General features: G+C 69.7%; 20 protein-coding genes. 9 read left to right on the top strand and 11 right to left on the bottom strand.

The window, feature by feature from the left end; all coding sequences use genetic code 11:
* Positions 1-9 precede the first annotated feature (9 nt).
* Entirely contained in the window at positions 10-687 is a 678-nt protein-coding gene (locus ACFWBQ_RS11060) for a response regulator (protein ID WP_385486441.1), read from the bottom strand.
* Between the two features lie 19 nt (positions 688-706).
* Complete coding sequence (locus ACFWBQ_RS11055) at positions 707-1,915, bottom strand: sensor histidine kinase (protein WP_385486439.1); 1,209 nt, start codon at positions 1,913-1,915, stop codon at positions 707-709.
* Positions 1,916-2,011: 96 nt separating this feature from the next.
* Here ACFWBQ_RS11055 and ACFWBQ_RS11050 point away from each other — a divergent pair, with 96 nt between their 5' ends.
* Both ACFWBQ_RS11050 and ACFWBQ_RS11045 read left to right on the top strand, forming a co-directional pair.
* Positions 2,012-3,037, top strand: coding sequence for an SAM-dependent methyltransferase (locus ACFWBQ_RS11050; protein WP_385486437.1), 1,026 nt, complete (start codon positions 2,012-2,014; stop codon positions 3,035-3,037).
* A 97-nt stretch (positions 3,038-3,134) separates the two neighbouring features.
* Positions 3,135-4,277: an NADH-quinone oxidoreductase subunit D gene (locus tag ACFWBQ_RS11045; protein ID WP_385486435.1), complete on the top strand. Its 1,143-nt coding sequence runs from the start codon at positions 3,135-3,137 to the stop codon at positions 4,275-4,277.
* Positions 4,278-4,306: 29 nt separating this feature from the next.
* Here the strand turns inward: ACFWBQ_RS11045 and ACFWBQ_RS11040 are convergent, their stop codons facing one another.
* From ACFWBQ_RS11040 to ACFWBQ_RS11025, 4 genes are all read right to left on the bottom strand, one after another.
* A complete protein-coding gene (locus tag ACFWBQ_RS11040) occupies positions 4,307-5,338 on the bottom strand; it encodes a hypothetical protein (protein WP_385486433.1) in 1,032 nt (343 codons plus the stop codon).
* Between the two features lie 102 nt (positions 5,339-5,440).
* On the bottom strand, positions 5,441-6,421 hold the full coding sequence (locus ACFWBQ_RS11035) for an ABC transporter substrate-binding protein (RefSeq protein ID WP_385486431.1): 981 nt from the start codon (positions 6,419-6,421) through the stop codon (positions 5,441-5,443).
* 52 nt (positions 6,422-6,473) lie between these two features.
* Positions 6,474-7,148 (bottom strand): ABC transporter permease, encoded by a 675-nt coding sequence (locus ACFWBQ_RS11030; RefSeq protein WP_385486429.1) that lies wholly within the window; start codon positions 7,146-7,148, stop codon positions 6,474-6,476.
* Positions 7,149-7,151: 3 nt separating this feature from the next.
* Positions 7,152-7,871: an ABC transporter permease gene (locus tag ACFWBQ_RS11025; RefSeq protein WP_385486427.1), complete on the bottom strand. Its 720-nt coding sequence runs from the start codon at positions 7,869-7,871 to the stop codon at positions 7,152-7,154.
* 131 nt (positions 7,872-8,002) lie between these two features.
* Between ACFWBQ_RS11025 and ACFWBQ_RS11020 the strand changes: the two genes are divergently transcribed.
* A complete protein-coding gene (locus ACFWBQ_RS11020) occupies positions 8,003-9,184 on the top strand; it encodes a betaine/proline/choline family ABC transporter ATP-binding protein (protein WP_385486424.1) in 1,182 nt (393 codons plus the stop codon).
* Between the two features lie 72 nt (positions 9,185-9,256).
* Here the strand turns inward: ACFWBQ_RS11020 and ACFWBQ_RS11015 are convergent, their stop codons facing one another.
* Positions 9,257-10,378, bottom strand: coding sequence for an alpha/beta hydrolase (locus ACFWBQ_RS11015; RefSeq protein ID WP_385486422.1), 1,122 nt, complete (start codon positions 10,376-10,378; stop codon positions 9,257-9,259).
* 143 nt (positions 10,379-10,521) lie between these two features.
* Between ACFWBQ_RS11015 and ACFWBQ_RS11010 the strand changes: the two genes are divergently transcribed.
* The 6 genes from ACFWBQ_RS11010 to ACFWBQ_RS10985 all read left to right on the top strand — a co-directional run bounded on the left by ACFWBQ_RS11010 (position 10,522) and on the right by ACFWBQ_RS10985 (position 15,462).
* Complete coding sequence (locus ACFWBQ_RS11010) at positions 10,522-12,357, top strand: phosphatidylglycerol lysyltransferase domain-containing protein (RefSeq protein ID WP_385486420.1); 1,836 nt, start codon at positions 10,522-10,524, stop codon at positions 12,355-12,357.
* Between the two features lie 93 nt (positions 12,358-12,450).
* Entirely contained in the window at positions 12,451-13,248 is a 798-nt protein-coding gene (folP, locus tag ACFWBQ_RS11005; protein WP_385486500.1) for a dihydropteroate synthase, read from the top strand.
* Positions 13,245-13,727, top strand: a complete 483-nt coding sequence (locus ACFWBQ_RS11000; protein WP_385486418.1) for a nuclear transport factor 2 family protein — start codon at positions 13,245-13,247, stop codon at positions 13,725-13,727. The genes folP and ACFWBQ_RS11000 overlap by 4 nt, the downstream gene beginning before the upstream one ends.
* Before the next feature lie 207 nt (positions 13,728-13,934).
* Positions 13,935-14,294, top strand: a complete 360-nt coding sequence (gene folB / locus ACFWBQ_RS10995) for a dihydroneopterin aldolase (RefSeq protein ID WP_385486416.1) — start codon at positions 13,935-13,937, stop codon at positions 14,292-14,294.
* On the top strand, positions 14,291-14,902 hold the full coding sequence (gene folK, locus ACFWBQ_RS10990) for a 2-amino-4-hydroxy-6-hydroxymethyldihydropteridine diphosphokinase (protein ID WP_385486414.1): 612 nt from the start codon (positions 14,291-14,293) through the stop codon (positions 14,900-14,902). The genes folB and folK overlap by 4 nt, the downstream gene beginning before the upstream one ends.
* A gap of 77 nt (positions 14,903-14,979) precedes the next feature.
* On the top strand, positions 14,980-15,462 hold the full coding sequence (locus ACFWBQ_RS10985) for a DUF3180 domain-containing protein (protein ID WP_385486412.1): 483 nt from the start codon (positions 14,980-14,982) through the stop codon (positions 15,460-15,462).
* A gap of 75 nt (positions 15,463-15,537) precedes the next feature.
* Here the strand turns inward: ACFWBQ_RS10985 and folE are convergent, their stop codons facing one another.
* From folE to tilS, 4 genes are all read right to left on the bottom strand, one after another.
* The gene (gene folE, locus ACFWBQ_RS10980) at positions 15,538-16,143 is read right to left on the bottom strand and encodes a GTP cyclohydrolase I FolE (RefSeq protein ID WP_385486410.1); all 606 of its coding nucleotides are present in this window, start codon (positions 16,141-16,143) and stop codon (positions 15,538-15,540) included.
* Positions 16,144-16,326: 183 nt separating this feature from the next.
* Positions 16,327-18,387, bottom strand: coding sequence for an ATP-dependent zinc metalloprotease FtsH (gene ftsH / locus ACFWBQ_RS10975; protein WP_385486408.1), 2,061 nt, complete (start codon positions 18,385-18,387; stop codon positions 16,327-16,329).
* A 235-nt stretch (positions 18,388-18,622) separates the two neighbouring features.
* Positions 18,623-19,162: a hypoxanthine phosphoribosyltransferase gene (hpt, locus tag ACFWBQ_RS10970; RefSeq protein WP_385486498.1), complete on the bottom strand. Its 540-nt coding sequence runs from the start codon at positions 19,160-19,162 to the stop codon at positions 18,623-18,625.
* 99 nt (positions 19,163-19,261) lie between these two features.
* On the bottom strand, positions 19,262-20,335 hold the full coding sequence (gene tilS, locus ACFWBQ_RS10965; protein ID WP_385486406.1) for a tRNA lysidine(34) synthetase TilS: 1,074 nt from the start codon (positions 20,333-20,335) through the stop codon (positions 19,262-19,264).
* Positions 20,336-20,383 lie beyond the last annotated feature (48 nt).

Here is a 20,383-nt window from a genome sequence, read left to right as displayed (position 1 = left end):
CCGCCCCGGTCAGCCGCCCGACCCGCCGCCCGCCCTGACCAGACCCGTCTCGTACGCGAGGACGACCACCTGAACGCGGTCGCGCAGGCTCAGCTTGGTGAGAATACGGCCCACGTGCGTCTTCACGGTTGCCTCGGACAGCACCAGACGGGCCGCGATCTCTCCGTTCGACAGACCCTGGGCGACCAGCATCATCACTTCGCGCTCACGCTCGGTCAGCTTTTCGATGTGCTTGTGCTGCGGCTCCTTGCCACTGCTGGGCAGCATCGGGGAGAACTGGTCGAGGAGCCTGCGGGTGGTGGACGGGGCGACCACGGCGTCGCCGCTGTGCACGGACCGGATCGCGGCGAGCAGCTCGCCGGGCGGCACGTCCTTGAGCATGAAGCCGCTCGCGCCCGCCTTCAGACCGGAGAACGCGTACTCGTCCAGGTCGAACGTGGTCAGGATGAGCACCTTGGGCGGATCGGTCTGCGCGCAGATGCGCCGGGTCGCCTCGACCCCGTCCAGCCGCGGCATGCGTACGTCCATCAGCACCACGTCGACGGCCGCCGACCGCAGGACCTCGATCGCCTCCGCCCCGTCACCCGCCTCGGCGACGACCTCCATGTCCGGCTGGGCGGCGAGCACCATCCGGAAACCCGTGCGCAGCAGCATCTGGTCATCGACGAGCATCACGCGGATCGTCATGAGGGGTCCTGTCCTTGTGTCACTGGTTGGCGGGCTTGAGCGGGAGCAGTGCGCTGATGCGGAAGCCGCCGCCCGGGCGCGGTCCCGCGTCCAGCGTGCCGCCGACCATGCCGACCCGCTCCCGCATGCCGATCATTCCGTGTCCGGCGCCGTCGGCCCCGCCGTCCTCGTACAGCTCGTGCGCGGCGCCCCGGCCGTCGTCCTCGACGAGCAGCCCGAGGCCGTCGTCGAAGTAGACCAGCCGCACGCTGGCCCCGGCATCCGGGCCGCCGTGCTTACGCGTGTTGGTGAGGGCCTCCTGGACGATGCGGTACGCGGTCAGCTCGACGCCGGTCGGCAGGGGACGCGGAGTGCCCTCGATCTTGAAGTCCACCGCGAGGCCCGTCCGTCTGACCTGGTCGACCAGGTCCTCGATCTGCTCGACGTCGGGCTGGGGCACGTACTCGCCGCTCTCCCGGGTGTCGCCGGTGCGCAGCACCCCGAGCAGCCGCCGCATCTCGGCGAGCGCCTGACGGCCGGTGCTGGAGATGGTCTCCAGGGCCTGCCGGGCCTGGTCGGGAGCCGCGTCCATGACATAGGCGGCGCCGTCGGCCTGAACCACCATCACCGAGACGTTGTGCGCGACGACATCGTGCAGCTCCCGGGCGATGCGGGCCCGTTCGGCGGCCACGGCGACCTTCGACTGCGCCTCGCGCTCGCGCTCCAGCCGGGCGGCGCGCTCCTCCAGCTGGCTGAAGTAGGCCCGCCGGGTGCGCATCGAGTCACCGAGCACCCATGCGAGGACGAACGGGACGGTCAGAACGACGACGACGAAGATCGACTGCAGCCAGTTGCCCGACGGAGAATCCTCCGGCCAGCGCAGCTGCGAGAGCCCTGCGGCGCCGAGACTGCACGCCAGGGCGAGCCGGGACGCCCAGCGCTCCCCCACGGTGGACACGGTGTAGATGATCACCAGCATGGCGAAGTCCGCGGCGCCCGGACGCACGTCGAGCAGCAGCTGCGCGATTCCCATCAGGATCGTGAGCAGCAGCATCTTCTCCGGTGCGCGACGGCGCAGCGCGACCACGGTGCACAGCCCGATCGCAATCGGTACGGCGGCGACGCGCGCCCTGCCCTCACCGGCCTGGTCGGCCACGATGGACATGCCGGAGAGCCCGAGGAGGAAGACAGCCCAGAAGGTGTCGACGCCCGTCGGGTGTCTGCGGATGAAATCGTAGAGGCGCTGCACGTGACCCAGCGTAGGTACAGGTGATCGGTGCGCGGGTCAGCCGAAGGGCCGATCCGGGTCCTGGGACCGTACTCCCCAAGGTGGAGACTTGCCTACGTGACGTATGACTGGTGCGGATGGCGGGAAGCAGCAGAGACCGCTTTGTACGGGGACGGGGGCTTCTACCGGCGCCCCGAGGGGCCGGCGGGCCATTTCCGTACGTCGGTGCACGCATCCCCCCTGTTCGCCTCCGCCGTCGCCCGGCTGCTCGTCGGCACGGCGCGCGAGCTGGGAACGGACTCTGTGGACCTGGTGGATGTGGGAGCGGGCCGGGGTGAGCTGCTGACCGGCGTACTGACGGCGCTGCGGGCCGGGGGCGCCGGCGCGGGGCTCGTCGTGCGGGCCCACGCCGTGGAGCTCGCGCCGCGGCCTGCGGGCCTGGACCCGGGCATCGGGTGGAGCGCCGAACTGCCGCAGGGCACGAAGGGGCTGCTGTTCGCCAACGAGTGGCTGGACAACGTCCCGACCGACATCGCCGAGGCCGACGCCGACGGGGTGGCCCGCTACGTCCTCGTCCGGGCCGACGGCACGGAACGGCTGGGCGATCCGGTGACCGGGGCGGACGCGGAGTGGCTGGCCCGCTGGTGGCCGCTGACCGGGCCGGGTGCCCGTGCGGAGATCGGCCGGCCACGCGACGAGGCCTGGGCCCGGGCGGTCGCCTCGATGGCCGGCGGCGTCGCGGTGGCGGTGGACTACGCGCATGCACGGGGGGCGAGACCGCCGTTCGGAACGCTGACCGGCTTCCGGGCCGGGCGCGAGGTGCGGCCCGTGCCGGACGGGAGCTGCGACCTGACCTCGCATGTGGCGATGGACGCGTGCGCGGAGGCAGCGGCAGGCAGTGGCGCGGAGGCCGAACTGCTGGATCAGCGGACGGCGCTGAAGGAGCTGGGGGTCAGCGGTGAACGTCCGCCGCTCGCACAGGCGTCGGCGGATCCGGCCGGCTACGTGCGGGCGCTCGCGAGGGCCGGAGAGGCGGCTGAGCTCACCGCACGGGGTGGGCTCGGCGACTTCGGCTGGCTGCGGCAGCGGACGGGGCCGGGCCGTCGCCCCGTACCCCGGCCCTCCGACGCCGGACAGGGTTGATCCGGCCTCTGCCGGGCTGAGGCCGCCCCCCATGTGCCGGTCGGTCCAAGGGACCTGGGGCCGAGTCCCGGGAACGGGAAGGGGGATACTGTCCCGCATGACGGAGACGACGGTCGGCATCGGCGGCGCGGCAGAGAGCACCGACATGGTGCTCAACATCGGTCCGCAGCACCCCTCCACACACGGTGTGCTCCGGCTGCGGCTCGTCCTGGACGGTGAGCGGATCCAGCAGGCCGAACCTGTCATCGGCTATATGCACCGCGGCGCGGAGAAGCTCTTCGAGGCCCGCGACTACCGGCAGATCATCATGCTCGCCAACCGCCACGACTGGCTGTCGGCCTTCTCCAACGAGCTCGGTGTCGTGATGGCCGTCGAGCGCATGCTGGGCATGGAGGTCCCGGAGCGCGCCGTCTGGACGAGGACGCTGCTGGCCGAGCTGAACCGGGTCCTGAACCATCTGATGTTCCTGGGTTCCTACCCCCTCGAACTCGGCGGGATCACTCCGGTCTTCTACGCGTTCCGGGAACGCGAGGAGCTCCAGGCCGTGATGGAGGAGGTTTCCGGCGGCCGGATGCACTACATGTTCAACCGGGTCGGCGGCCTCAAGGAGGACCTTCCCGCGGGCTGGCTGGGCCGGGCCAGGGAGGCCGTCGCCTCGGTCCGCTCCCGGATGGACGTGTACGACCGCCTGGTGCTCGGCAACGAGATCTTCCGGGGCCGCACCCGGGGCGTGGGTGTGCTGTCCGCCGAGGCCGTCAACGCCTACGGGGTGTCCGGCCCGATCGCCCGCGCGTCCGGGGTGGACTTCGATCTGCGGCGCGACGAGCCGTATCTCGCGTACGGGGAGCTGCAGGACACCCTCAAGGTCGTCACCCGGACCGAGGGCGACTGCCTGGCCCGCTTCGAGTGCCTGCTGGAGCAGACGCACAACGCACTGGACCTGGCGAACGCCTGCCTCGACCGCATGGCAGGCCTGGCACCCGGGCCCATCAACCAGCGGCTGCCCAAGGTCCTGAAAGCGCCGGAGGGACACACCTACGCGTGGACCGAGAATCCACTCGGCATCAACGGCTACTACCTGGTGTCCAAGGGCGAGAAGACCCCCTACCGGCTGAAGCTCCGCTCCGCCTCGTTCAACAACATCCAGGCGCTCACCGAACTGCTGCCGGGAACTCTCGTCGCCGACATGGTCGCGATCCTGGGGTCGCTCTTCTTCGTCGTCGGGGACATCGACAAGTAGCCGGCCGGCGGCCGCCCGGCGCGCAGCGGCTACGAGGAGATCGCGCTGCGCAGCTGGGCGACGTCCAGCTGCTCGGTCTCGTCGTGGGCGGTCAGGTCGATGACCTTGCCGACGGCGCGGTTCTCGGCCGTGCGCGTACGGTGCGCGGCCAGTGCTTCCTCGCCCACGACGTCCGCGAGGTCCTCGTTCTGCACGGACTCGATCGCGGCGTTCGCTTTCTGCGTACCGAAGAAGTCGAAGTTCCCCTGCGGGACGAGATGGCGGCGCCCACCGGCGTAGGGGACGACGGCGGAAGCGACGGGTATGGCGCGCGCACGCACGGGTGCGGACGGCAGCTGAGGTGCGGGGAGGGCGGCCGACGGACGGCGGTGCTGGTGCTGGTCACCCGCTCCGGCGACCGCCGCGTGCTTCCCCTTCGGCCCCTCGCCCTCCGAGTCCCGCTCCGCGGCACGCTCGGCGAGATCGCGCTGCCTGGCCAGCCCGGCCGTGCGGTGCGCCTCCTGGAGCGCGGCGTTGCGCGTCAGATCCTGCAGAGCCTGGGCGGCGCGCAGATAGGCGGCCGGGGTCGGGGTGGACCGGGCTGCGGGGAGCTCGCGGGGTGCGGCCGCCGCCTCGATGGCGAGCTGCCTGCGGCCCTCCAGCGCGCCGGCCCGCTCGGTCTCGGCGTTCGCGTAGCGGCGCAGCAGCGCGGCGTGTTCACCCCGCAGGCCGGCGAGCTCCACCCGCTTGCGGCGCAGCCTCGTCTCCAGGCGGATGCGCAGTTCCCGTGATTCCTCGAGGTCGGCCTCGAGCTCGGCTATGCGCTCCTCGGTCTTCCACTCGTCGCTGACGCGGGCCCGGGTCAGCTCCGCGACGCGCACCCCTGCCGCCCGGTCCCAGCTGCGCATCAGATAGGCGCCGCTGAGAGCGGCGGCGGCTGTCGCGGCCACCAGAACGCGTAGCGCCACAGGTTCCGCGAGGAACCAGGCTCCGGCGGCGCAGACGACCGGCACTCCGGCCACCACGGAGGGCGGCAGGATTTTGTGGAGAGGTGGCGAATGGCGGTGACGTCCACGTGGCATGGCCCGAAATTTACCGTGCGCACGGGTCACTTGGGAGGCCGCCCGGCAATCTGTTCCCGCCCGGTTACCTTGCGGCCCCTCAAATGACTGTTCCGCGGCCGCCTACTTCTTGATCAGACCCTTCGACTGCAGATAATCCTTGGCCGCATCGGCGGGCTTGGCGCGCTCGGCGTCGACCTTGCGGTTCAGTTCCGCGAGGTCCTGTGTGGTGAGGACATCGGTGAGCTTCCCGAGCGCCTCGGCGATCTCCGGCGCACCCGCGTCCTTGGCGTTGAGCACCGGCAGGATGTTGTCGGCGTTCTGGAGCTTCCTGTCGTCCTGGAGGAAAACCAGCCCGTACGCGTCCAGCACCGCGTCCGTGGTGGTCGTGAGGACAAGCTGGTCCTTGCCGTCCTTGACCGCCTGCTTGGACTGCGGTGTCCCGACTCCCTTGGGGTCGATCCCGGTGACGTCGATGCCGTACGTCTTCTTCAGACCCGGTGCGCAGAACGGGCGCACGTCGCACTCGTCGCCCGCCGCGATCTTCACCTTGATCTTCGACCGGCCGAGGTCGGAAAGTGTCGTGAGGTTGTTCTTCTGCGCGAATTCCTTCGTCACCGCGAAGGCGTTCTGGTCGACTGCCTCGCCGGCCGGGAGAACCTTCAGCCCGAGCGGCCCGGCAAGCTTCTCCAAGGCTGCCACGGTGGCCGTCGCGTCCCCTGAGGCGACCGGCTTCTTCTCCGCCTCCTTCGCCCCGTTGACCTTGGCGTTGAGGAATTCGGCGATGGTCGCCGCGTATTCGGGGACAACGTCGATCTCACCCTTCTCCAGCGACGGCTCGTACAGTTCACGATTCTTCACCGTGGTGATCGAGGTGCTGTATCCGGCATTGCCCAGGAGCTGTGCGTACAGCTCGGCGAGCACCTTGGACTCGGTGAAGGAGGCGGCGCCCACGACGAGCGAGCCCTTCTTGGAGTCCGCGCCCGCCCCGGTGTCCGGGCCGCTCTTCTCCTTCTCCAGGCTGTCGCCGCCGCAAGCGACGAGCGACCCGGCCAGCGCGACCACTCCGATGACTGCACTCGCTATGCGCGAGGTCCTGCTCATGTTGTTCTCCGTCCGCGAAAAAAAGGGGTGTGCACAATCCGAAAGCGCGCGTTCATGCCGTCCGGCGGCGGCGCAGGGGTGACAGCAGCCGGTCCAGCACCACGAGTGCCCCCTCCACCACCAGAGCCAGCAGGGCGACCAGTACGGCGCCCGCGAAGACCTGCGCCGTGTCGTAGGTGTTGAATCCTGCGGTGATGATCCGGCCCAGGCCGCCGAGGCCGACCATCGCCGCGATCGAGGCGGTGGCAACCACCTGGACCGCGGCCGACCGCAGCCCGGTCATGATCATCGGATAGGCCAGCGGGAGCTCCACCCGCGCGAAGAGCTGCACGCCGGACATGCCCATCCCCCGGGCGGCCTCGACCACCGACCGGTCCACTTCCCTCATCCCGACATAGGCGTTGGTCAGCAGCGGCGGGAGGGCGAACAGCACCAGCGCGATGATGGTGGGGACATAGCCGGAGTTGCGCAGCGGCGTCATCATGAAGAGGGCGAGCACCGCGAATACCGGGATCGCCCGCCCCACATTGGAGATGTTGACCGCGAGCGCACCCCCTTTGCCCAGGTGCCCCAGATACAGCGCGAGCGGCAGGGCGATGGCGCAGGCCACCGCCAGGGCCACTCCGCTCACGTACAGATGCTCGCCCAGCCGGTGCGTCGCCCCGTTCTCGCCGGACCAGTTGGTGCCGGTGGTGAGCCAGGTCCAGGCTTCCCCGACGACTCCCATGGATCAGCCCGCCTTCGTCTTCGCGATGCCGGCAGGACCGGTCGCCGTGGCGGGTGTCCGTATGCGGGTCCAGGGCGTGAGCAGGCGTTGCAGGCCGAGCAGCAGCAGGTCCGCAGCCACCGCGAGCAGGACACAGAGCACGGAGGCCGTGAGCACCTGGGCCTTGAAGAAGCTGGGCAGCGCGTCCTCGATGAGATTGCCGAGGCCACCCTTGCCGACGAGGGATCCCACCGTGGTCAGCGCTACCGTCGACACCGTGGCGATCCGCAGACCGGCCATCAACGCGGGCAGCGCAAGGGGGAGTTCCACCTCCCACAGGAGCCGGCCGGGGCCGTAGCCCATGCCTTGCGCCGCTTCCTTCGCCTCCTGGGGCACCGCTTCGAGCCCTGCCAGGATGTTCCGGACGAGAATGGTCAGCGAGTAGAGCACCAGGCCGGTGACGACCAGGGCTGCGGACAGTCCGAACAGCGGCAGCAGCAGCGAGAACATCGCCAGCGACGGCACCGTGTAGAGCACGGTGGTCAGGCCCAGTACCGGTCCGGCGAAATGCCGGCCGCGGCGTGCGAGCAGCGCGAGCGGAAATGCGACCGCGAGACCGATCAGCACCGAAACCACCGTGATCCAGATGTGCTGGACGGTCGCCTCGGTCAGCTCCTGGCTGCGGGAGCGCAGATACTCGCCGCAGATCCAGTCGTTCGCCACCAGGCAGTTCTGCTCGGCCATCCGTCCCCCACCTCCTGTTTGCCGCCCTGGACTCGATGTCTGGCGACCCTATCCTCGAGCACCGACAATCGCCGAGGCTGTCGTATTCCAGCAACATGTCCTTCACAGAACCCGCGTCACAATGGGGAATCATGATCCGTTTCGAGCACGTCACCAAGCGGTACGCGGACGGCACCACCGCCGTCGACGACCTTTCCTTCGAGGTCGGCGAGGGTGAACTGGTCACGCTCGTCGGACCTTCCGGCTGCGGCAAGACGACCACCATGAAGATGGTGAACCGTCTGATCGAACCGACCGAGGGCCGGATATTCCTCGACGGGGACGACATATCCGCCATCGACCCCGTGCAACTGCGCCGCCGCATCGGCTATGTGATCCAGCAGGTCGGGCTCTTCCCGCACAAGACGGTCCTGGAGAACACGGCGACCGTCCCCCATCTCCTCGGCTGGAGCCGGGGAAAGGGGCGGGAGCGGGCCGCCGAACTCCTCGACCTTGTCGGACTCGATCCTTCCGTTTACGGCGGGCGCTATCCCGAGCAGTTGTCCGGCGGTCAACGCCAACGGGTCGGTGTGGCCCGGGCGCTGGCGGCCGACCCGCCGGTTCTGCTGATGGACGAACCATTCGGCGCAGTCGACCCTGTCGTACGGGAACGGCTGCAGAACGAATTCCTGAAACTGCAGGCACAGGTACACAAGACCGTGTTGTTCGTCACGCACGACATCGAGGAAGCCGTCCGGCTCGGCGACCGTATCGCCGTGTACGGACAGGGGCGCATCGAGCAGTTCGACTCACCGGCCACCGTGCTCGGGGCCCCCGCGACGCCGTACGTCGCAGACTTCGTCGGCGCGGACCGTGGCCTGAAACGGCTCTCGGTCACTCCCATCGAGGAGAGCGACCTGGACCAGCCGCCGGTCGTCCATCTCGACGATCCGCTGGCGAAGGCGACCGCGCGGCTGCGGGCCGAGGGCGCCCGCTGGGCGGTCGTGCTGGACGGTGCGGACAAGCTGCACGGCTGGATCCCGGCGGGCGACGTCGCGTCGGCCGACGCCGCGGGGACGGTCCGCGAGCATGCCCGCCGCATGGAAGCGTGGCTTCCGATCGGTGCCCCGCTCAAGCAGGCCTTCGCCACCATGCTCCAGCACGACGCGGGCTGGATCGCGGTCATCGACAAGGAGAGCACCGGCCGCTTCCTGGGCGTTCTCACTCCGGCCCGCCTTCACGAGGCCCTGCGCCGCTCGATCGACGCGGACGCCCAGGACCTTCCGCGCGCCGAGGTCGCGGTGGAGACCGTGGCGACGGTTGCGTCACCGTGAACCACAGGGCCTCCGGTCCGTGGGGCGACGGGAGCACCGGACCCGGATCCCGCCGAACCCGGAGCGCCGGAGTCAGGTCCCGCTGAGCCTGCCGCTCATCCACTCCAGGGCCGGAGGAATCTCCCGCCGCCAGGTGTTGAAGTTGTGGCCGCCGCTGTCGAGCACGATCGAGGACACCTTGGCGGGAGCCTTCACCCGGTCGATGAACTCCCTGGTGCCCGGCAGATTCCCCTCGCCCTGCCGGGACGTCGTGACCAGGAAGGACGAGACGGCCGGCGGCCGGTGCTCCAGGCTCCACAGCAGATCGGCGCGGTTGCGCGCCTTCCGGTCGCCGTGGAAGAGGTCGCCGGTCGTCGGGTCCTCGGCCGCCCTGTAGTAGGCCGACAGACCGGCACTCGCCACGAATCCTTCCGGGTGGTGCAGGCCGAGCTTCAGCGCGCAGTAACCCCCGGTCGAGTTGCCGATGAGGCCCCAGTTACGGGCCCGGTTGCCGACCCGGTACGCCTGGGAGACCGCCTTCGGCAGGTCCTCGGCGAAGAACGTCTCGGTCTGCGGGCCTCCCTCGATGTCCACGCACTCGGTGTCCCGGGGCGGCGCCACCGTCGGCCGCAGCATCACCAGGATCATCGGCTGCGCCTTGCCCGCCCTGACCCGTTCATGAGCGGTCTGCGGGTAGCGCAGGCCCTCGATCAGGTTCTCGGCGGTGCCCGGGTAGCCGGTGAGCACGATGACTGCCGGGAACGTCCGCCGGGCGTACTCCGGCTGGAAGTACTCCGGGGGCAGATAGACGTATGCCGGGCTGTCGATCCGCGAAACCCTCCCGGAGACGACCACCTTGTCGATCCGGCCCGCCGCCGCGGGCCTGCTGCCTCCCGGCACGTCGGGCCGGAGGGTGCCGATCCGGGCCACGCCCCCGGCCGCCGGCTCACCGGTCCCGTGGTCGGTGACCGTTCCCAGCTCCTGCTTCTGCCCGAACAGGTCGGCCCAGGAGCCGTAGAAGAGGAAGGAGTTGTTGGCCAGGAGACCGGCCGAGACGAAGAGTGACAGCTGGGTCGCCAGCAACAGAGCGATCCGGCCCGTCACCGCGGAGGCGGTGCGGGCGGCCAGCCGGGGCCAGAGCCGGATCGTGGCCGCGAACAGTCCGACGGCCAGTGATACCGCCATGACCAGAACGGCGTTGCTGGTGAGACCCATGAGTGAAGGTGAGCTTTCTGTGCGGGAAATTTCCGGAATGGGGATGAACCCACTCCGCGGAAGCCTCGTCCTAGAGGGCGCACATCGTCCGTAGGGGCTTCGGCCGGCGGACTCAGGAAACTCTCGCGGAGCCACGGGAAGCGATGTCTGTCACGGTAGATGGGGATAAATCAGGAATGGTTCCGAATGTGGCACGTGGGCGCAGGCTCCTTCGCGGACCGCGCCCCGCGTCCGTACCGGCACTGGTGGGAAGCGCCTGCGCCGCAGTGGGCCTGATCGACGTCGCCGCGGGAGTCTTCCCGCGTTTCCGGCACAGCCGGATGCACACCTTCGCCGAAGTGCTCCCGGGCGCCCTCGGCCCGTTCGCCGCGGCGCTCTCGCTCAGTGCGGGCGTCCTGCTGCTCCTGCTCGCCCACGGCATCAAGCGGCACAAGCGGCGCGCCTGGCGGGCTGCCGTCGTCCTGCTGCCCGCGGGTGCGGTGGCGCAGTTCGTCTACCGCCACTCCCTGATCGGCGCACTCGTCTCCCTCGTCCTGTGCTTTCTGCTCGTACGGCACCGGAGCCAGTTCGCCGCTCTCCCCGACCCGAGGAGCCGCTGGAAGGCGCTGGCCAACTTCGTCCTCCTCGGTGCGGGTTCGCTGGCGCTCGGCCTGGTCGTCGTCAGCGTGCATCCCGGCCGGGTCGTGGGGAACCCCTCCATCGCCGACCGGCTCCAGCACGTGCTGTACGGCCTGTTCGGCCTGGAGGGGCCCGTGGACTACGCAGGGGCGACCTCCTGGACGGTGGCGTACTCGTTGGGCGCTCTCGGGCTGCTGACCGCCGTCACCACGATCTATTTCGCCTTCCGCCCCGAACACCCGGTCGCCCGTCTCACCGAGGACGACGAGGCCCGGCTGCGTGCCCTGCTCGCCACGCACGGGGGCCGCGACTCCCTGGGGCACTTCGCACTCCGCCGCGACAAGGGCGTCGTGTTCTCCCCCAGCGGCAAGGCCGCCGTCTGCTATCGCGTGGTGTCCGGGGTGATGCTCGCCGGAGGTGATCCGATCGGCGACGTGGAGGCCTGGCCCGGTGCCATCGAGCGCTTCATGGACGAGGCCCGGGCGCATTCATGGACCCCGGCGGTGATGGGCTGCAGTGAGACCGGCGGCGAGGTGTGGACCCGGGAGACCGGGCTGGCCGCACTGGAGCTCGGCGACGAGGCGGTGGTGGATGTCGCGGATTTCTCTCTCGCCGGGCGTGCGATGCGCAACGTACGCCAGATGGTGAAACGCATCGAGCGCAATGGTTACGAGACCCGCGTCCGGCGCGTACGCGACATCGGTGACACCGAACTGGAACGCATCCGCAGGGCTGCCGCCGACTGGCGCGGCACCGACACGGAGCGCGGCTTCTCCATGGCATTGGGCCGGATCGGCGACCGGGCCGACGGCGACTGCGTCATAGCCACCGCCCATCTGGCGGAAACCGGCGCGGAGGATTCCCCGTACGGCGATCTGAAGGCCGTACTCCACTTCGTCCCCTGGGGCGCAGACGGCCTGTCCCTGGAACTGATGCGGCGCGACCGCTCGGCCGACCCCGGTATGAACGAACTCCTGATCGTGGCGTCCCTGCAGGCCGCCCCCAGGCTGTCCGTCGCACGCGTCTCGCTGAACTTCGCCATGTTCCGCTCCGCCCTCGCCCGGGGCGAGCGACTGGGCGCAGGGCCTGTGCTGCGCTGCTGGCGCGGACTGCTGATCTTCCTGTCGCGCTGGTTCCAGATCGAATCGCTGTACAGGTTCAACGCGAAGTTCCAGCCCCGCTGGGAGCCCCGGTTCGTCGTCTTCCGCACCGGCCGCGACCTGCCCCGGATCGGCCTCGCCGCCCTGCAGGCCGAGGGCTTCGTGAGCCTCGCGCTGCCCCGCCCGTTCCGGGCCCGCCGGCCCCGCCCCTGCGGCCACCGGCCCGAGCAGGGCGTGGAGCGCGGAGTCCGTGCGGCCTGACAGACCCGTTCCCGGGCCTAGGCTGGTCGTATGAGTACGTTGCGAGGACGGGGCACAGTGCAGGGACTGCCGGAGTGGGACCGCTGTGCGGTCATGGGGGTCGTCAACGTGACGCCCGACTCCTTCTCCGACGGGGGCCACTGGTTCGACACCACGGCGGCGATCAAGCACGGCCTCGAACTGGTGGCCGAGGGTGCCGATCTGATCGACGTCGGCGGTGAGTCGACCCGCCCCGGCGCGAGCCGGGTGGACGAGTCGGAGGAGCTTCGGCGGGTGATCCCCGTCGTACGGGAGCTGGCCTCCGAGGGCATCACGATCTCCGTGGACACCATGCGGGCCCGCGTCGCCGAGCAGGCCGTCGCCGCCGGCGCGGCCCTGGTCAACGATGTGAGCGGCGGCCTCGCCGACCCGGGCATGATCCCGGTCGTCGCCGGGGCCGGTGTGCCGTTCGTCGTCATGCACTGGCGCGGTTTCAGCGAGTCGATGAACAGCAGGGCGGTGTACGAGGACGTCGTCGCCGAAGTGGTCGCGGAGCTGCGCACGCGCATGGATGCCGTGATCGCGGGCGGGGTCGCGCCGGAGAAACTCGTGATCGACCCCGGCCTCGGCTTCGCCAAGGACGCGTCCCACGACCTCTCGCTCATGGCGCACCTCGGCGAGCTGCGCGATCTGGGCCGGCCACTGCTCGTCGCCGCCTCCCGCAAACGGTTCCTCGGTCACGTCCTGGCCGGTGAGGGCGCGGCCCCACCGCCCGCCCGCGAGCGCGACGCCGCCACGGCCGCGGTCTCCGCCCTCTCCGCCCGTGCGGGCGCCTGGGCGGTCCGGGTGCACGAGGTGCGCGCCACGGCCGACGCCGTGCGCGTCGCCCGCGCCGTCGAGGGGGCCGCGTGAACAACCCGCGCGAGGAGCACGAGGAGGCCGCCGCCGACATCGAGTCCGTCGAGCAGGCCAATACCGCGTTCTACGAGGCGATGGAGCGAGGCGACTTCGACGGGCTCTCCGCCCTCTGGCTGCCGGGTGAGGACCTCACCATCTCCTGTGTCCACCCGGGCTGGCCGGTACTCACCGGACGTGGCGAGGTGCTGCGCAGTTACGCGCTGATCATGGCGAACACCGAGTACATCCAGTTCTTCCTGACCGACGTCGGGGTCGCGATGACCGGCGACACGGCGCTGGTGACCTGCACCGAGAACATCCTCAGCGGTGGCCCGGCGGAGGAGGGCAACTCGCTCGGCCCGCTCGTCGGCCAGCTCGTTGTCGCCACCAACGTGTTCCGGCGCACGCCGGACGGCTGGAAGCTCTGGTCCCACCACGGCTCACCCGTGCTGGCCGAAACCGGCGAGGAGGACGACGAGGAGTCGCCGTCCTGAGCGGGGTGATCAGGCTCCAGTGATCAAGTCCGGGTGATTGGGCTCCCGGATGACGGGGTATACGCGGCTACCAACCCCCATGCGGCCCGGCCCGCATCCCCTACGGGCGGGCACTGTCGGTGCTCGCAGGTAGATTCGAAAGAAAGCACTCCGCCGCCCGCACGCTGCCGGGTGCCTCTACGACCAACAACAGCAGGAGTGATTCGCGTGGATCGTGTCGCGCTGCGCGGCCTCAAGGCCCGTGGACACCACGGCGTCTTCCCCAGGGAACGGGAGGAGGGCCAGACCTTCATCGTGGACCTGGTGCTCGGACTCGACACCCGCCCCGCGGCAGCCGCCGACGACCTGACCAAGACCGTGCACTACGGCGTGGTCGCGGAAGAGGTCGTCGACATCGTCAAGGGTGAGCCGGTCGACCTGATCGAGACCCTCGCGGAACGCATCGCGCAGCAGTGCCTCAAGCACGAGGGGGTGCAGGAGGTCGAGGTCGTCGTCCACAAGCCGGACGCCCCGATCACCGTGCCCTTCGATGACGTGACCATCACCATCACCCGGAGCCGAACGTGACTGCATTTTCCACCGAAGGGCAGAGCGATCCGACCGTCCAGCCGGTTCCCGCCGCCGTGGTCGAGCAGGTCGACGCAGCGGACATCACCCTCTCCAATCCCAAACGGGCCGTGATCTCCCTGGGCTCCAACCTCGGCAACCGGCTGGAGACCCTCCAGGGCGCCATCGACGCCCTGGAGGACACCCCCGGCCTGCGGGTCAAGGCGGTCTCCCCGGTGTACGAGACGGAGCCCTGGGGCGTGGACCCCGGCTCCCAGCCGTCGTACTTCAACGCGGTGATCGTCGTGAAGACCACCCTGCCCCCGTCCTCCCTGCTGGAGCGCGGCCAGGCCATCGAGGAGGCCTTCGACCGGGTCCGGGAGGAGCGCTGGGGGCCGCGCACCATCGACGTCGACATCGTGGCGTACGCCGATGTGGTCTCCGACGACCCTCTGCTCACCCTCCCCCACCCCCGCGCCCACGAGCGGGCGTTCGTCCTCGCTCCCTGGCACGACGTGGATCCCGAGGCCCAACTGCCCGGCTCCGGCCCGGTCGCCGATCTGCTGGCCGGCGTCGGACGCGACAGTGTGCTTCCCCGGCCCGACCTGGAACTCCGTCTGCCCGAGTAGTCGTTAGGCTCATTGCACACGGACATCCGGCACGGGCGTCCGACAAGGGGCAACGGCGGCGAAGGGCGGCACTCTCGGTGAAGCAACTACGGCTCGGTCTGCTGGCCGGACTCTTCGCCGGAGCCGGCGTGCTGTCCTGGGGTGCAGCCCGCCTCTGGGACGCCCTGGGGACCTTGCCGAGCGTGCCCCTCGCCGCACCCATCGTGCTCGCGGTGATCGCTGTCGTCCTGCTCGCCACGGCCCTGTCGATCCGTGCGCGCCTGCGCGCCCAGCGGGAGCGCCGCCCCGGCGCGAAGGGTGTCGAGCCTCTGATGGCGGCACGCGCTGTCGTCTTCGGTCAGGCGAGCGCGCTCGTGGCGGCCCTGGTCTGTGGGATGTACGGCGGCACGGGTGTCTTCCTGCTCGGATCCCTCGACGTCCCGCCCCGCCGCGACCAGGCCATCTACGCGGGCTTCGCGGTCCTGGCAGGCGTGGCTGTCGTCGCTGCCGCCTTCTTCCTGGAGCGCGTCTGCAAGCTCCCGGAGGACGGGGACAACAACAAGAAGACCGCGGCTGCCTGACGGGCACCCCTCAGGCCCGGGCCCCGACCACCGGGCGCTCGCCTTCCACCGCGACGCCCGGGCCGACGACGGCGCTCAGCGCGCCATGATGAGGCTCATCGCCTCCGCACGCGTCGCGGGATCCCGCAGCTGGCCGCGGACCGCCGAAGTGATCGTCTTGGCGCCGGGCTTGCGGATGCCCCGCATCGACATGCACATGTGCTCGCAATTGACGACCACGATGACCCCACGCGGCTCCAGGATCGCCATCAGGGAATCGGCGATCTGCGTGGTGAGCCGCTCCTGGACCTGGGGGCGCCGGGCATAGACATCGACCAGCCGGGCCAGCTTGGACAGCCCCGTGATCTTGCCGCTGGTCGCCGGGATGTACCCGACGTGGGCAACGCCGCGGAAGGGCACCAGGTGGTGCTCACAGGTGCTGAACACCTCGATGTCCTTGACCAGGACCATCTCGTCGTGACCGAGGTCGAACGTCGTCGTCAGCACGTCCTCGGGCTCCTGGTACAGGCCCGCGAATATCTCCTTGTACGCACGCGCCACCCGCCCCGGTGTCTCGCGCAGCCCTTCGCGGTCAGGGTCCTCCCCGACCGCGATGAGGAGCTCACGTACGGCGGACTCGGCCCGCTTCTCGTCGAATACGCCGATCGAGCCCTGCCCGTCCAACGTCACCGGGTCGGTCATCTGTGCCTCGTTCCTCTGTGCTTCACATGCGCGTGGTCGCCGGACATCGCAGGCGTGGTCCAGTCATGTCGCAGGCATACGGAAAAGCCGCGCCCCCACAGGCTAGAACCTGGGGGACGCGGCTTCCATTCCGGGCCTGGTGGAGCGCCCGTGACAGGGGCCACACCGGGTCGGACAGGGGTACTAGCTCTCGGGACGCTCCTCCGGAACAGCCTCCGTGGACGTGCCGAGGTTCTTCGACGTGATGTCCTTCGGGGCGATCTCCGCCGGGGTGGCCGAACCATTGGCAGTGCTCGTGCCGTTGGTCAGTGCCAGCTCCTTGGGGGAGAGGACCGGCGGACGCGTCGACGGGGTGCGCAGGGCGGAACCGGTCCATGCCGGGCGGGCCGGACGCTTCACGATCGGGGCGAAGATCTCGGCGATCTGGTCCTTGCCGAGCGTCTCCTTCTCGAGAAGCTCAAGAACCAGTGCGTCGAGGATGTCGCGATTCTCTACGAGGATCTCCCACGCGTCGTTGTGCGCGGTCTCGATGAGCTTCTTGACCTCTTCGTCGACGAGCGCCGCGACCTCTTCCGAGTAGTCGCGCTGGTGGCCCATCTCCCGGCCCACGAAGGGCTCGGTGTTGTCGCCGCCGAACTTGATCGCGCCGAGACGCTCCGTCATGCCGTACTGCGTGACCATCGCGCGGGCCGTGGCAGTGGCCTTCTCGATGTCGTTCGCAGCGCCGGTGGTCGGGTCGTGGAAGACCAGCTCCTCGGCCGCGCGCCCGCCCAGCATGTATGCCAGCTGGTCGAGCATCTCGTTGCGCGTCGTGGAGTACCTGTCCTCTTCCGGGAGCACCATCGTGTAACCGAGGGCGCGGCCGCGGGAGAGAATCGTGATCTTGTGGACCGGGTCCGACTGGGGTGAAGCCGCCGCGACCAGGGCGTGTCCGCCCTCGTGGTACGCGGTGATCTTCTTTTCCTTCTCGGACATGATCCGGGTCCGCTTCTGCGGGCCCGCCACGACTCGGTCGATGGCCTCGTCGAGCATCTCGTTGTCGATCAGCTTCCTGTTGCTGCGCGCCGTGAGGAGCGCCGCTTCGTTCAGCACGTTCGCCAGGTCGGCACCGGTGAAACCGGGCGTACGACGGGCGACCGCGTTGAGATCGACGTCGGGGGCTACCGGCTTGCCCTTCTGGTGCACCTTGAGGATCTCGAGGCGCCCCTGCATGTCCGGCCGGTCGACGGCGATCTGCCGGTCGAACCGTCCGGGACGCAGCAGCGCCGGGTCCAGGATGTCCGGCCGGTTGGTGGCGGCGATCAGGATGACGCCGCCCTTCACGTCGAAGCCGTCCATCTCGACGAGCAGCTGGTTGAGCGTCTGCTCGCGCTCGTCGTGCCCGCCGCCCATACCGGCACCGCGGTGCCGGCCGACAGCGTCGATCTCGTCGACGAAGACGATCGCCGGAGCGTTCGCCTTGGCCTGCTCGAAGAGGTCACGTACCCGGGAGGCACCGACACCGACGAACATCTCGACGAAGTCGGAACCCGAGATCGAGTAGAACGGCACACCCGCCTCGCCCGCGACTGCGCGAGCGAGCAGCGTCTTGCCCGTACCGGGCGGCCCGTACAGCAGGACGCCCTTGGGGATCTTGGCGCCGACGGCCTGGAACTTCGCCGGCTCCTGGAGGAATTCCTTGATCTCGTACAGTTCCTCGACGGCCTCGTCCGACCCAGCCACATCGGCGAAGGTCGTCTTCGGCGTGTCCTTGGTGATGAGCTTGGCCTTGGACTTGCCGAACTGCATGACCTTGGAACCGCCGCCCTGCATCTGGTTCATCAGAAACAGGAAGACGACGACGATCAGGACGAAGGGCAACAGCGAGAGAAGGATCGAGACGAACGGGGACTGCTTCGACGGCGAGACGGTGTAACCCTTCTCGATGTCACCGCTCTCGAACTTCTGCTGCAGCGTGTTGGCCAGCTCGACGCCCTGGTTGCCGATATAGCTCGCCTGGAACTTGCTGCCGGACTCACCCTTGAGCTTCTGGCCGTCCTTCAGCTCGATCTTGAGAATCTGTTCGTCACCGGTGGTCAGCTTGGCCTGCTCCACCTGGTCCTTGCTGATCGCCTGGATCACCTTGCCGGTGTCCACCGTCTTGTAGCCGCCGGACGAGCCGACGACCTGCATCAACACGACCACGGCGAGGACGGCCAGCACGATCCACATGACCGGCCCACGGAAGTATCGCTTCACGTCCATCCATACGGAGCGAAGACGCCCCGTCCCTCCTGCCCGTAGGTAAATGCTGCTGTGAGAAAAGACTGTTCTTCGGACGGTACCCCAGCATTGTCACCCGCGACCGCGGGGGATGTCCGGCAAACCCGCCTTCGAAGGCTCCAACGGCGGGTGGGCGGTGAGGGTTCCCCAGAGTTCGGCCGGGTTCGGCCGGGGCCCTGCGCCGGCTCCGTCACGCCAGATCCGGACGGGCCGGAACTCAGCCGCCGTAGACGTGCGGGGCGAGCGTGCCGACGAAGGGAAGGTTGCGGTACTTCTCCGCGTAGTCCAGCCCGTAGCCGATGACGAACTCGTTGGGGATGTCGAAGCCGACCCACTTCACGTCGATCGCGACCTTCGCGGCGTCCGGCTTGCGCAGCAGGGTGCAGACCTCCAGGCTCGCCGGTTCGCGCGAGCCGAGGTTGGTCAGCAGCCAGGACAGCGTCAGGCCGGAGTCGATGATGTCCTCGACGATCAGGACGTGCTTGCCCTTGATGTCGGTGTCGAGGTCCTTGAGGATCCGGACGACGCCCGAGGACTGGGTGCCCGCTCCGTACGAGGAGACGGCCATCCAGTCCATGGTGACGGGGGTGGACAGCGCGCGCGCCAGGTCCGCCATGACCATCACCGCGCCCTTGAGCACGCCGACGATGAGCAGGTCCTTGCCCGCGTACTCCGCGTCGATCTTCGCGGCCAGCTCGACGAGCTTCGCGTCGATCTCTTCCTTGGTGAGGAGCACCGACTGAAGGTCGGTGCCCATGTCCTTCTCGTTCACCCGCGTCTCTTTCTTTGCCTTCCGGACCCGGACTGTTCCCCGGGCCGGACCGGCCGTTTCGCCTGCACTTCAGCCGCTTGCGCTTCAGCTCTGCCGAATCACCAGTCTGCCACCCTGCCGCAGCGCTTCAACGCGGCCGGGCAGGTTGATGGCCCCCTGGCCGCGCCAGCCGGTGATGAGGCGGTCGACTTCCTCGATGTGGCGGGCGAAGAGCGAACCGGCCGGGGATCCGGCGTCGATCACGGCGCGGCGCAGTACCCGGCGGCGTACCGCGGGCGGCAGGACGGAGAGCTTGGCGCACTCCAGCCGGCCGTCGTCGTCGCGCACCGAGCGGTCGGCCTCGGCCGCCCAGGTGTCGAGGGCGTCGGCATCGTCGCGGGAGAGCTGCGCCGTACGGGCGAGGGCTTCCACGACGCCCTTGCCCAGCGCCTTCTCCAGGGCGGGCAGGCCCTCGTGGCGCAGCCGGGAGCGGGTGTAGGCGGGGTCGATGTTGTGGGGGTCGTCCCAGACGGGGATCGACTGGACCAGGCAGGCCTTGCGGGCGGTCTGCCGGTCGAGTTGGAGGAAGGGGCGGCGGTAGCGGCCCGCGGGGCCCGACGCGGCGGCCATCCCGGAGAGCGAACGGATGCCGGATCCGCGGGCGAGGCCGAGCAGGACGGTCTCGGCCTGGTCGTCGCGGGTGTGGCCGAGGAGGACGGCGGCGGCGCCGTGGCGCTCTGCGGCGGCGTCCAGCGCGGTATAGCGGGCTTCGCGGGCGGCTGCCTCGGGCCCGCCGTCGCGGCCTACGTGCACGGCGACGGCCTCGACCGGGTCGAGGTGCATCTCGGCGAGGCGGGTGACGACCTCGCCGGCGCGGAGCCCGGAGCCCGGCTGGAGGTTGTGGTCGACGGTGATGCCGCCGGCCCTGACGGGGAGTTTGCGCGACTCGAAGGCGAGGGCGGAGGCGAGCGCCATCGAATCGGCGCCTCCGGAGCATGCGACGAGCACCAGCGGGGTATCGGGCCGTTCCGGAAGCCCGGCCCGCCGCGGGCCCGCTCCGGCTTCGGCGAACTCGGCCCGACCGGTCCGTTCGGTGTGGAGGTTGTATTCGGTGACGACGTCGTGGAGTACGCGGCGGACCGCCAGGCGTATCGCCGCGACCGCAGGATGGGGACCCATGTCCGGTGCCCTTCGGTGAGGTTCTGGGAGGGTGCCTCCGAGTGCCGG

The sequence above is a fragment of the Streptomyces sp. NPDC060035 genome, from assembly GCF_042736635.1.
Lineage (GTDB): Bacteria > Actinomycetota > Actinomycetes > Streptomycetales > Streptomycetaceae > Streptomyces.
Note: the sequence above shows the minus strand (reverse complement) of the source record. Positions and strands in the feature narration are given on the sequence as shown.